10 protein-coding genes and 1 pseudogene are annotated in these 12,677 nt (G+C 39.5%); 4 read left to right on the forward strand and 7 right to left on the reverse strand.

Annotated features, from left to right (window positions below; all coding sequences use genetic code 11):
• Nucleotides 1-251: IS30 family transposase (locus CBG25_RS18675; RefSeq protein WP_290603699.1), on the forward strand; the 251-nt coding region annotated here is incomplete at its 5' end.
• Between the two features lie 26 nt (nucleotides 252-277).
• Here CBG25_RS18675 and CBG25_RS18680 read toward each other — a convergent pair.
• Both CBG25_RS18680 and pyrB read right to left on the reverse strand, forming a co-directional pair.
• Nucleotides 278-433: pseudogene (locus CBG25_RS18680) on the reverse strand (aspartate carbamoyltransferase regulatory subunit); the annotation flags it as partial.
• A gap of 11 nt (nucleotides 434-444) precedes the next feature.
• Nucleotides 445-1,380 carry an aspartate carbamoyltransferase gene (pyrB, locus tag CBG25_RS18685; protein ID WP_290608547.1) on the reverse strand — a complete coding sequence of 312 codons (936 nt, stop codon included), beginning with the start codon at nucleotides 1,378-1,380 and terminating at the stop codon, nucleotides 445-447.
• Nucleotides 1,381-2,197: 817 nt separating this feature from the next.
• Here pyrB and rraB point away from each other — a divergent pair.
• Entirely contained in the window at nucleotides 2,198-2,605 is a 408-nt protein-coding gene (gene rraB / locus CBG25_RS18690; protein ID WP_032114577.1) for a ribonuclease E inhibitor RraB, read from the forward strand.
• Nucleotides 2,606-2,741: 136 nt separating this feature from the next.
• On the opposite strand, the gene CBG25_RS18695 is transcribed toward rraB, so the two are convergent.
• The 3 genes from CBG25_RS18695 to pepA all read right to left on the reverse strand — a co-directional run bounded on the left by CBG25_RS18695 (nucleotide 2,742) and on the right by pepA (nucleotide 7,677).
• The gene (locus CBG25_RS18695; RefSeq protein ID WP_290608548.1) at nucleotides 2,742-5,639 is read right to left on the reverse strand and encodes a valine--tRNA ligase; all 2,898 of its coding nucleotides are present in this window, start codon (nucleotides 5,637-5,639) and stop codon (nucleotides 2,742-2,744) included.
• Nucleotides 5,640-5,655: 16 nt separating this feature from the next.
• Complete coding sequence (locus tag CBG25_RS18700) at nucleotides 5,656-6,105, reverse strand: DNA polymerase III subunit chi (RefSeq protein ID WP_290608550.1); 450 nt, start codon at nucleotides 6,103-6,105, stop codon at nucleotides 5,656-5,658.
• A 63-nt stretch (nucleotides 6,106-6,168) separates the two neighbouring features.
• Nucleotides 6,169-7,677 carry a leucyl aminopeptidase gene (pepA, locus tag CBG25_RS18705; protein ID WP_290608552.1) on the reverse strand — a complete coding sequence of 503 codons (1,509 nt, stop codon included), beginning with the start codon at nucleotides 7,675-7,677 and terminating at the stop codon, nucleotides 6,169-6,171.
• Nucleotides 7,678-7,967: 290 nt separating this feature from the next.
• On the opposite strand from pepA, the gene lptF reads away from it, so the two are divergent.
• Entirely contained in the window at nucleotides 7,968-9,065 is a 1,098-nt protein-coding gene (gene lptF, locus CBG25_RS18710; RefSeq protein ID WP_290608553.1) for an LPS export ABC transporter permease LptF, read from the forward strand.
• Nucleotides 9,065-10,141: an LPS export ABC transporter permease LptG gene (lptG, locus tag CBG25_RS18715; protein WP_290608554.1), complete on the forward strand. Its 1,077-nt coding sequence runs from the start codon at nucleotides 9,065-9,067 to the stop codon at nucleotides 10,139-10,141. Before lptF ends, lptG begins: the two co-directional genes overlap by 1 nt.
• A gap of 77 nt (nucleotides 10,142-10,218) precedes the next feature.
• Here lptG and ampH read toward each other — a convergent pair whose 3' ends face one another.
• Together ampH and CBG25_RS18725 are read right to left on the reverse strand one after the other, a co-directional pair.
• Entirely contained in the window at nucleotides 10,219-11,511 is a 1,293-nt protein-coding gene (ampH, locus tag CBG25_RS18720; protein ID WP_290608555.1) for a D-alanyl-D-alanine-carboxypeptidase/endopeptidase AmpH, read from the reverse strand.
• A gap of 346 nt (nucleotides 11,512-11,857) precedes the next feature.
• Nucleotides 11,858-12,520 carry an IpaD/SipD/SspD family type III secretion system needle tip protein gene (locus CBG25_RS18725; RefSeq protein ID WP_290608557.1) on the reverse strand — a complete coding sequence of 221 codons (663 nt, stop codon included), beginning with the start codon at nucleotides 12,518-12,520 and terminating at the stop codon, nucleotides 11,858-11,860.
• Between the last annotated feature and the right edge of the window lie 157 nt (nucleotides 12,521-12,677).

Here is a 12,677-nt window from a genome sequence, read left to right on the forward strand (position 1 = left end):
TGCATAAACAGATAACTGAGATCACCGGTGCTAATGTCTTCTTTGCCAGGCCTTATCACTCATGGGAGCGTGGTTTAAATGAACACAGTAACGGACTTATCCGCCGTTTTTACCCAAAAGGAACGGACTTCAACTCAGTCACGGACAACGAGATTGCAGAACTTGAGCACATACTTAATACTCGGGGACGAAAATCGTTGGGCTATTTTTCTCCAAATGAAGTATTTTTAGCTCATCTAATGGCTGCATAACGTTTTATGGGTTTGTTGCGTTTCGACTGGGAATGGGCCAGATTTAAACCTATGGTAATACGCTGATCAGTTTGCGTTAATTTAAACAACGAAAGTAATTTAAAACCCATTTGGGCAGGAATATGGTCGATAACTGTGCCACAGCTAATTGCTTCTACTTGTAATTTATGGTTATTTGCCATAATTGAATGCCTCAGAAATTAATGGTTTTATTTAAGATCAGTGCTAGGAGTGCCTGTCGTGCATAAATACCATTACCGGCTTGCTGAAAATAGTAAGCATGAGATGTTTTATCAACATCAGTAGTAATTTCGTCCATACGTGGTAGAGGATGTAGAACTTTCATGCCAGGTTTAGCGACGGCTAATTCATGGCTGTTTAAAATGAATTGGGCTTTAACATTGGCATATTCAGAAGGATCTAAACGTTCTTTTTGCAGTCGAGTTATATAGAGAATGTCCAGTTTTGGCAAGACCGCCTCTATGTTGTCATGTAAGCTATAAGTTACCCCTTTTTCTTCTAGCAGATGAAGGATATGAGCTGGCATCGATAAAGCTTCAGGTGCAATAAAATAGAGATGATTATTATCAAACTTCGATAATGCTTGGGTTAATGAATGAACGGTTCGGCCATATTTTAGGTCACCAACCATCGCAATATGCAAATTATTTAAGCTGCCTTGGCTCTCTTGAATGGTGAATAGATCGAGTAATGTCTGGGTAGGATGTTGGTTGGCACCATTACCAGCATTGATCACCGGAATTTTTCCTGAAAATTGAGCCGCTAAACGTGATGCTCCCTCTTGTGGATGACGGATAACAATGGCATCAACATATTGGCTAATAACCGATATCGTATCTGCCAAGGTTTCGCCTTTTTTACCTAACGAAGTATTATTACTGTCGGAAAAACCGACCACTGAAGCACCTAAGCGGTGAATGGCTGTTTCGAATGAAAGGCGTGTACGGGTGGAAGCTTCAAAGAAACAACTGGCAATCACTTTATGTTTTAGCAGATTCGGTTGGGGATGTTGTTTTAGTGATGTAGCAACTTCAAGTACAGTGAGTAGATCTTCACGCTTTAAATCATTAATCGAGATTATGTCTCGAAGATACAACGGATTAACCATCGTGTTGTTCCTCCTTTCTTTGTGCCATATCTAAGTATTGTTATGCCAAAAAAAAGCCCCTCATTGAGGGGCTTGAATAAATAGGGTTAATTGAGGAGGAAATGCAATAACTAAATAGCCCAATGGCAGCAATGCATATATTGATTCTTTTAAGCATTGGTTATGCATTTCTTCTCCCACAAAAATTTTGGCGCATTATACGCCGCTCTGTCAGTATAGCAAGTGATTACAGAAAGAAAATTGAAAAAAATAGTTAAAAATATAATGCATTGAATTCAGAAAAAATTTTTTGCGCGGTAACAAAATAATTGTTACTGAACCTACTGAGGAATATTTTGGCAACATTAAACCTACAATTCTTAGCTGCCAATAATCAAATGGGTGGTCTATTTTTCGTTATCTGCTAATCGAAAATCAATTTTTTGTTGACATTCACTTAAATAATCATACCCGAGTTGCTTTTTATTAAACAGAACTCGGTAATTTTACTTATTTTTTTATATTGAACTTATATTCAAATCATGATCATAAAAAATCCAAATCAATCTGAATATAAATTTCTTTGTTGTAATAGTAGCTCTCCTTCGTTGGCTATGGGAGAATGCAAAAGTTACTGTCATATTAATAGAGGGAGCGCGACATGGTTAATAAAAAAGTACTAGGAGAGCAGCACGCAGATACCCGTTTGGATGTTGAAAATGTAGCGACGGATAGCAGTGATCCTAATGTGTTTTATGAAATAGAGCAGTACCTTTCAGCTGAAGAGTTGACGTCGTTTAAAAAAGCATTATCAGAACAGCAAATTTCCACAGAAAATTTGTTACTGGAGCAAAAAGCAGTTGCAGAGCAGCGAGCAGAAACGCATTCAATCATCGAAGAATTATTGGAAGATGGTAGTGATCCGAATGCTTTGTATGAAATAGAACATCACTTTTCGGCCAAAGACTTTAAGTTATTGGAAAAAGCGGCAATAGTGGCATTTAAATTGGGTTATGAAGTGCATGATGCTGAAGAACTAGAAATTGAAGATGGTACAGTACTGATGTGTTGTGATGTCTATCGAGATAGCGCGCTTGATGCAGAATTAATTGATAAGCAAGTAGTACAATTGATGATGTTAACTGAGAAAATTGGCATTAACTACGATGGTTGGGGTACTTTCTTTGAAGATCCTAATTATGATGATGCGGAAGAAAAGGACGTCGAACCGAAGGCATTACACTAGAATCAAATTGTTAGAATAGAAAGGACAGGGATTATAAATCAGCTGATGATGCATATTGAGTTGTGTAAGTAGGGTGGTTAGAGTAAGTTTGTCAGCTAACAACACTGCTATATAAGGTAGCAGTGTTGTTTCTTATTTAAAGTGAGCTAATAGTGACTTTTTGATTAGTCAGTTTTTGTTTTGCTGCTAAATGTCCCGCCAGGCGCTCACGCTCTTTTTCAACAACAGCAGCAGGCGCTCGGCCGACAAAACTATCGTTAGCTAATTTGTTTTCAATCGCCGCTATCTCTTTGGTTAATTTATCCAGCTCTTTATCTAGCCGCGCTAGTTCGGTATCTTTATCGACTAAATCTGCCATTGGAATCAACACTTCTGCGCCATCTATCAGTTTAGTTACAGCAAGTGGTGTTGGTTGCTGTTCATCCAAAATAGTAATAGAACTAAGGCGGGCCATTGCTTGAATAAAATTCAGATTTTCTGTAATACGCCGTTTGGTTGCATGATTAGCACCGCGTAGTAGCAGATCTAATGGCTTACCAGGTGAGATATTCATTTCTGCCCGAATGTTACGTATGGCAATAATCAGTTCTTTGATCCATTCCAGATCATAACGCGCCTCTTCATCAACTTTGGCTGGTTCAAAGATTGGGAAAGGCTTTAACATGATAGTGTCTTGTTGGATACCTTTAATCACTTTCACCCGTTGCCAAATCGTCTCGGTAATAAATGGAATAATAGGATGTGCCAGTCGTAATAGGCTTTCCAGTATTTCAATCAAGGTATAACGTGTGGCACGAATTTCTGCCTCATTTCCCTTATGGATAGCCGGCTTAGACAGTTCTAAGTACCAATCGCAGAACTGATTCCAGGTAAATTCATACAAAATATTGGCAGCGATATCAAAGCGATAAGTATCCAGTGCTTCACGATACAATTTTACCGTTTGGTTAAATTCTGCCATGATCCAGCGATCAGCCAGCGAAAAAGTCATTTCCCCACCATGCTGACCACAATCTAGACCTTCTGTATTCATCAGGACATAACGACTGGCATTCCAAAGTTTATTACAAAAATTGCGATAACCAGTAAGACGTTTCATATCCCAATTGATGTCTCGCCCGGTCGATGCTAATGCTGCAAGCGTAAAGCGTAAAGCGTCAGTACCATGCGCTTCGATGCCTTGTGGATATTCTTTACGGGTACGTTTAGCAATTTTTTCGGCTAATTGGGGTTGCATCATATTGCCAGTACGTTTTGTCAGTAAATCTTCCAGCGAGATACCATCGATCATATCCAATGGATCGATGACATTGCCTTTGGATTTTGACATTTTTTGCCCTTCTTCATCGCGGATCAGGCCTGTCATATAGACGGTTTTAAAAGGAATTTGCCCTTGGCCATTTTCATCTTTGATGAAATACATCGTCAGCATGATCATGCGGGCTATCCAGAAAAAGATAATATCAAAGCCACTAACCAACACATCCGTTGGATGGAAAGTTTTTAACGCCTCGCTATTTTCTGGCCAGCCTAATGTTGAAAAGGTCCACAGACCAGAAGAGAACCAGGTATCTAATACATCTTCATCTTGATGTAGGCTAATATCAGCGCTGAGGTTGTTCTCTCGACGAACTTCCTCTTCGTCATGTCCGACATAGACGTTACCGTCTTTATCATACCAGGCGGGTATTCTATGTCCCCACCATAATTGGCGTGAAATACACCAATCTTGAATATCCTGCATCCAGGAAAAATACATATTCTCATACTGTTTAGGAACAAACTGAATACGGCCATCTTTTACCGCCGCAATCGCTTGCTCTGCTAATGGTAGGGTACGAACATACCATTGATCTGTCAGCATGGGTTCAATAACAACACCGCCACGATCGCCATAAGGGATGGTAAGTTGATGCGGTTTTACGGCAACTAATAATCCTAATTTTTCTAATTCGCTGACCATCGCTTTACGGGCAGCAAAACGTTCTATTCCCTGATAGTTTGCAGGGATTGTTGTGGTATAAATAGTGCTAGGGTTGCCTGCGTTGTCGAATACTTCAGCTTGTTGGCGGATATGGCCATTGAAATCGAAAATATTGATCATTGGCAACTGATGACGTTTTCCCACTTCATAGTCGTTAAAATCGTGTGCTGGTGTGATCTTCACACAGCCGGTGCCTTTTTCCATATCGGCGTGTTCATCACCGACGATAGGAATACGGCGATTAACCAATGGCAGCATAATTTGTTTGCCGATTAAATCCTTATAGCGCGGATCAGCGGGATTAACTGCAACACCCGTATCACCAAGCATGGTTTCTGGTCGAGTCGTGGCAACGACCAGATAATCTTGGCCTTCGGCAGTTTTTATCCCATCAGCAAGGGGATAACGTAAATGCCACATAAAACCGTTAACTTCTCGATTTTCAACTTCTAAATCGGAAATTGCGGTATGTAGCTTAGGATCCCAGTTAACTAATCGTTTACCGCGATAAATAAGATCATCTTGATAGAGCCAAATAAATGCTTCTTTTACTGCTTTCGAGAGGCCTTCATCCATGGTAAAGCGTTCACGTTGCCAATCAACAGAGTCACCCAGTCGTCGCATTTGCTGAGAAATATTACCGCCAGACTCGGCTTTCCATTGCCAAATTTTTTCAATAAACGCTTCTCTGCCATAGTCATGACGAGTTTTATTCTCTTCAGCAGCAATTTTGCGCTCAACAACCATTTGAGTGGCGATCCCCGCGTGATCTGTGCCACTTTGCCATAGGGTATTTTTTCCTTGCATGCGCTGGTAGCGAATTAAGGTATCCATGATCGTTTGCTGAAAAGCATGCCCCATATGCAGGTTACCCGTGACATTAGGCGGCGGGATCACGATACAAAAACTCTCTTTGCTGTTATCACCGTGTGGTGCAAAGTAGCCGTTTTTTTCCCAGTGTGCATATAAAGGTTGTTCAATTGCAGCTGGCTGATAAGTTTTGTCGAGTGATGGCTCAGACTGAGTTTGATTTGCGGGTTTCTTTTCCATCTTGCTTCGTTATTTATTAAGTGGTTGGAGGTGGTGCCATGATCAAATTAAAACCCATACTGCGATAAGTTTTGTATCTTTCACGTGCCAACTGTTTCAAATTTTCATCAATGGGTACAAAGTCTATCAATTCATGGAAGGCTGTGGCAAAGTTTGCAAATGTTGATTGTAGATTTATCAATATATCTCTTGCTGAGCTACCACGTTTTGTTGGCCAACAAAGCTCAACCGGCGCGCCATAGCGAGGGCCCTCACCGGCTAAATTGTGTGGGACAAATTGATAAGGTTCTCTTTGCCAAAGTATTTCATCCAATTTTTCGGCTTGTATTTGATCCTCACAAGCAATTAAAACACGTTTACCCATCCGCCAGTTTTCTGCTGCTAGCTGACAGGCTAACCATTCATGACTTTCAAGTTCTGCTTGTGAAGATAGCTGTGCTATTAAATAGAAAGTTGCTTTTTTCATCGCATTACTATTATAGAAAAAGGGTATTGCTTACAACACCCTATTATAAATTCACTGGTGCGATTACTCGTCACAGTTTATATAAGCACGATTTAACAGAAATTGAGCAAGTAAAGCTACCGGACGGCCTGTTGCTCCTTTTGCTTTTCCTGATTGCCAAGCTGTTCCTGCAATATCTAAATGTGCCCAGTGATATTTAGTAGCAAAATGTTCTAGGAAACAGCCAGCGATAATTGCACCACCAGAACGGCCGCCTATATTGGCAAGATCTGCAAAATTTGATTCTAACTGCTCAGAGAACTCTTCAGCTAGAGGTAGTCGCCATGCTTTATCGCCTGCTTGTTTAGCGGCATTCAGTAATTCATGTGCTAAGGGATTATGGTTTGACATTAATCCACTATAGTGATTACCAAGTGCAATAATACAGGCTCCGGTTAAAGTTGCAACATCAATTACCACATCAGGATCAAAACGTTCTACATAAGTTAGTGTGTCACAAAGAACCAATCTTCCTTCCGCATCAGTATTAAGGACTTCTACTGTCTGCCCTGACATGGTGGTTAAAATATCACCAGGGCGATAAGCTTTACCGCTCGGCATGTTTTCACAGCCGGCCAACACTGCGGTGACGTTAATCGGCAGTTTTAGTTCAGCAACAAAGCGCATAACGCCATAAACAGTTGCGGCTCCACACATATCGTATTTCATTTCATCCATGCCATCGGATGGTTTAATAGAAATTCCACCAGAGTCAAAAGTTAATCCTTTACCGACCAACACAATTGGTTTAGCTGTTGGATCGTCACTTCCTTTATACTGCATAATCGACATTAGCGATTCGTTTTGTGAGCCTTGGCCTACGGCTAAATAGGCATTCATCGCCAGTTCTTTCATTTGTTCTTCGCCGATCACTTTGGTGGTAAGATTTTCATAATCATCGGCTAATTGACGTGCTTGTGAGGCTAAATAGGCTGCATTGCAAATATTGGGCGGCATATTAGCCAGATCTTTGGTTGACTTTATACCCAGTGCGACAGCCAGGCCGTGTTGAATAGCGCGCTCGCCATTAGGTAAATCACGGCGTGTTGGCACATTAAAGACAATTTTACGTAATGGCCGTCGTGGCTCGCTCTTATTGCTTTTCAGTTGGTTAAATACATATAATGTTTCTTTCGCAGTTTCTACTGCCTGGCGAACTTTCCAATAATTATTGCGGCTTTTTACATGCAATTCAGTTAGAAAGCAGACGGCTTCCATTGAGCCAGTTTCATTCAAGATATTAATTGTTTTTTGGATAATCTGTTTATATTGACGCTCATCGAGTTCACGTTCTTTACCGCATCCAACTAACAGAATGCGTTCAGATAATATATTAGGAACATGGTGAAGTAATAGCATTTGGCCAACTTTACCTTCCAGTTCTCCGCGGCGTAGTAAGGCACTGATATAGCCGTCACTGATCGTATCCAGTTGTTCGGCTATAGGGGATAAGCGGCGAGGTTCAAATACCCCAACAATAATACAGGCGCTACGCTGTTTCTCTGGGCTACCGCTTTTTACACTAAACTCCATGCATTCTCCTGAATTTTGAAGACAAAGATTAATACTATCACTAAAATTAACGAACAGTATAAATTTACCTTATGAAATAGCTGCTTTATGTTAAACTAACCGAATGGTTTACGGATAGTAATAGGTAACGATTAAACATATTCTGTTTGGTGATCGAATAGTTAATGCTGCATTTATCATCATGATACATTGTAACCATTAAGAAAACCAAAATATTGTACATAACTGTAACTATACGACGAAGTTAGCTATTTTGCTGCAAAAAACAAATTTTCACAGGTGTAATTAGTGTGATTATAATTCGATACTTAGTTAAGGAAACGCTGAAAAGTCAAGTTGCAATACTTTTTATCCTGATTTTAATTTTTTTTAGTCAAAAAACAATCAATATATTAAGTTCAGCGGTTCAGGGAAATATTCCTTCCGATTTAGTCTTTCCTCTTCTGGGGCTTGGAATTCCTGAAATGGCACAATTGATTTTGCCATTAAGTCTGTTTCTCGGTCTGTTAATGACCTACAGCAAACTCTATATTGATAGTGAAATTACTGTCATGCATGCCTGTGGCTTAGGTAAACGGGTATTAGTGACAGCGGCTTTAATTTTGGCATTGTTTACCGCTCTGGTTGCGGCAATAAATGTAGCCTGGATGTTACCCTGGTCGGCAAAATATCAAGAGCAAGCATTGGCTGATGCGAAAGTCAATCCTGGTTTGGCCAGTATGGTTGAGGGACAATTTAAAACCACTAAGGATCAAAATATTGTTCTTTATATTAGTGATGTAAAAGGCAAAAATTTTACTGATGTTTTTATGGCGCAATTACGCCCGGTTAATAACCAACGTCCTTCCGTGGTGATTGCAGAAAGTGGACGTATCCGAGAGGATCAAAACGGTAATCAAATTGTGGTATTAGATAAGGGAACCCGCTATGAAGGTACAGCACTATTACGTGATTTTCGTATAACGGATTTTAAAGATTATCAGGCGGTAATCGATCATAAAGAAACCGCAGTTACAGGCGATAAAATCGAGCAAAAGGATATGTTGCAATTGTGGCGTGCTACAGATGTTGAATTAAAATCAGAATTTCACTGGCGCTTAACATTAGTCGTTTCGGTACTTATTATGGCCTTGATGGTTGTGCCACTAAGTGAAGTTAATCCCAGACAAGGACGAGTCTTAAGTATGTTACCTGCGATGTTGCTTTATTCAATTTTCTTTTTATTACAAAGTACCCTGCACTCTAATGCTGAGAAAGGTGAAATTGATCCCAGAATAACAATGTGGCTAGTTAATGGGGCTTTTTTGCTATTAGCTATCATATTGAATATTTGGGATACCGTTTCGATGCGTCGAATACGTGCTAAGTTCTTTAAAGGAGTCGCCTGATGTTTGGTGTATTAGATAAATATATTGGGCGTACTATTCTCTCCTCGATCCTAATGACCCTTTTTATGTTGGTTTCATTATCGGGCATTATTAAATTTGTTGAGCAATTAAGAAAAGTTGGTGATGGCGACTATACCACCTGGAGTGCCGGAATTTTTACTTTATTAACCGTTCCGAGAGATATTGAAGTATTTTTTCCGATGGCAGCACTGTTAGGCGCATTACTTGGATTAGGAACCCTGGCAACTCGTAGTGAATTGGTAGTGATGCAGGCGGCTGGTTTTTCTCGCTTACAGGTTTCGATGTCAGTGATGAAGACCGCGATCCCTTTAGTGATTTTGACGATGGTTATTGGTGAATGGGTTGCGCCTGCAGCAGAGCAGTGGGCACGTAACTATCGGGCTGAAAAAATTGTCGGTCGATCGTTAATGGTGACAGATCGTGGATTATGGGCTAAAGATGGTAATAATTTTATTCATATTCAGCGCGTTATCGATCAAAATGACATAAAAGAAATTTCTATCTACCAATTTGATGCGCAGAAAAAACTGCAAGCGGTCATTTTTGCCGCTTCAGGTCGCTATAATTCTGATACTCACCAGTGGCAATTGTCACAAGTAGATAAGTCATTGATTAACAATGAAGAGAAAATTACTGGCTCTCAGAGTTTATTGATGGATTGGAAAACCAACCTAAGCCCAGAAAAATTAGGGGTAGTTTCTCTGGAACCTGATTCGTTAGCAATAAGGGGCCTGTATAAATATGTTAAATATCTCAAGGAGAGCGGGCAAGAAGCATCAGTCTATCAACTAAGTATGTGGAAGAAAATCCTGTCACCACTTTCTGTCGCTGTTATGATGTTAATGGCACTATCATTTATTTTTGGCCCGCTGCGTAGTGTCGCAATGGGGGTAAGGGTATTGATCGGTATCTCAGGGGGATTTATTTTCTATCTGCTAAATGAGGGCTTTGGTAACCTAAGTTTAGTCTATGGTGTTCCTCCTCTGATAGCAGCAATGTTACCTAGTGTATTATTTCTGGGATTTAGCATTTTATTATTAATGCGACGCCAATAATTAGTTTTGACAGCATGGTTAGGTATATTTTCAATGCGCTACCATGCTGATAAAAAATTTATTTCTTATTATTTGGCTTAACCATGATCAGGGCTTTCTAGCAGTTTTTTGACCAGATTTGCCGCAAAATCTTGTTTGGTTGGCTGGAAAGGATTGTTATTGTGATTTATGGTTAACGCGGCAGTTAAATCATTAACTCCTTCGGTTAACCGACTAAATTTACTGCCTTTTTTGCGTGAAATCATGGCAAATATACCAATACGTTGTTGTGGGATCATGGTCATATAGGTATTAAAACCACCACCGCCACCCGTTTTTTGATAGATGCCAGGAATGCCATCGCGAGGATTCATATAAACCCATCCAAGGCCAATACCATCGGCATGGCCAGCGACGTCCATACCTTTAATGTCGGTAAGCATATCGCGAGCAAAATAGATCGCTTGTTCACGTTGAACCGTTTGTTTACTTACTTGCGTATGGGTTGACAGAAATTGTTGCATCCATCTTTGCATATCAGCTGGCGTTGAATAAACCCCTCCACTACCAGCGGCAGCTAAGGTACTAATACATGGACTGGATTTATAACCGACCATTAGGCGAGAACATTGATTGGTAGTTGGTGTAAAGGTGGTATCATACATTTCGGCTGGTAAGGTAATTTTTTCGGCAAATAGTTGCTTATAAGATTTTCCTACCGCTTTTGCCAAGGCATCGGCTAATAGATCATAAGCCAGATTAGAATAAGCAGCTTTGGTTCCTGGTAAGCATTTAATTTTTGCCTTTTTGAGCCATGTCCAACGGTTTGATTGGGTTGGCCAAACAAATACCGGCCGGCCGATTTTACCGCCAGGTTGCTCTCTTGGTAAACCACTGGTATGACTCGCTAGGTGATATAATCGAATAGGCTGTTTGCCATGATAAATAGGAATATGAGTACCGAAATAGCTGTAGTTTTGTAGGGGATCAGTAATACGTAATTTTTTATCCGCTTCTAATTTGATCATCACTTCACTGGTCATTAGTTTGGTTAATGAAGCAATGCGGATCAGTGAATTAGGGCCCGGCTTTTGTCGAGCTCCAGGTGCAGTTTCACCGTAATAGCGGGTCACTATCTGATCATTATCGATGACAACGATTGCCATCCCTTGTGGATTTGTTTCAGCAAAAATTTGGCTAGCAAAACGATCAACCAAATCAGGGGTTTTTTCTGTAGCGGGTTGATGACGATTAAGAATTTCTAGTGCTGTTGGTGAAATTGATGAAGTTTTGGCTGAAGGAAGCTTTGTTTCTGTTGTCGATGACGAGCAACCAGTGAGCGATAAAAATAGTGTCAAGGCTGAAAAGAATTTTAGGTAAAATAGTTGCATTCTTAATAAACCAGTATCAATAAATTTTTATAAACAATCGCCTGATAAATACTTAATTCTTCATTAACGCCTTCATCAGGCAGAAGGAAAAAATAGATTATGTTATCGATGCTAAACGTATTATATAATATAACTCTATAATTATAGAAAAATTGTGAATATAAGCTACAAAACTATTTTCTAATGTTTTATTGACAGCACAAAAATCTAATTCTTATAGTGGTTAATATTGAATCGATAAAAGAGTAGCCATAACACACTACTCTTTATTATTTAAATGAAAGCTGGTAAGGGATTAACGTAAAAAACTTTTGGCACTATCCAACATAGCATTGATGGTACTGCTTTAAATTTTAACGAAGTTAGCATTGGCGGCATTATAGCGTTGTGACATTTCATCTAGCATGGCTTGATAATCTTTTTTAGTGGTATCAATGGCGGTATTAATCAGATTGAAACGAGCCTGGGAGATCTCAAGATTATCTTTGGTTGGTTGTTGCAGATTTTTCACTACTTTTATAACACGTTCTAGTGGCTTTATATCAATTTTAATTTTAATTGTAATACCTTGGGTTAAACTATTGGCATTGATTTGATCCAAATTGGGTGCTTCAATCAAAGTGCCAGTAACTTTTTGTTCAAATGATTGGCGATAGCTTTGCATCAGTGCCAATGCTTGTGCTTCGGTGTAACGTACATCGCTGTCATCGCCAACTTTTTGATAATCTCCATCCGCATGTTGAATAAATTTAATTTCTTGTTGATAGATGATCCCCTCGGGCTCTTGCGATAATTTAGTTTTCAATTGTTGGAAATCATCCAATATTTTTTGCTGTTTAAGAGTGATAAAGTTATCTTTTGAGCTTTCGTTAACATAGTTACTGACTTCGGAAAGTAAGCCACTAATTTTCTGGAATTTTTCCATACTATTTTTAAAAACATCGCGATAACTATGCAAATAACTTTTATTACCATCTCTAATAGTTTGCTGAATATCATTAAATATCACAATTAATGAGTGATAGCTATTTTCGTCTAATAAGCGTGTTGCTTAATAGTGAAATAAGGGTGTTTCGGTGATTGAAGTAAATTTTACGCTGTTCTGAGATGGAAATTCCAAAGACCTGCGCTAAGGAGTAAGAAGGTATCATCAATAAAGGGTCTAC

Origin of the sequence: Arsenophonus sp. ENCA, from assembly GCF_002287155.1 — a bacterium.
GTDB classification, from domain to species: domain Bacteria; phylum Pseudomonadota; class Gammaproteobacteria; order Enterobacterales; family Enterobacteriaceae; genus Arsenophonus; species Arsenophonus nilaparvatae.

Bases quoted from the DNA above. Each gene is read 5' to 3' on its own strand.
- pyrB (WP_290608547.1), bottom strand. From the start codon at position 1,380: ATGGTTAATCCGTTGTATCTTCGAGACATAATCTCGATTAATGATTTA.
- lptG (WP_290608554.1), top strand. From the start codon at position 9,065: ATGTTTGGTGTATTAGATAAATATATTGGGCGTACTATTCTCTCCTCG.
- ampH (WP_290608555.1), bottom strand. From the start codon at position 11,511: ATGCAACTATTTTACCTAAAATTCTTTTCAGCCTTGACACTATTTTTA.
- pepA (WP_290608552.1), bottom strand. From the start codon at position 7,677: ATGGAGTTTAGTGTAAAAAGCGGTAGCCCAGAGAAACAGCGTAGCGCC.
- CBG25_RS18695 (WP_290608548.1), bottom strand. From the start codon at position 5,639: ATGGAAAAGAAACCCGCAAATCAAACTCAGTCTGAGCCATCACTCGAC.
- CBG25_RS18700 (WP_290608550.1), bottom strand. From the start codon at position 6,105: ATGAAAAAAGCAACTTTCTATTTAATAGCACAGCTATCTTCACAAGCA.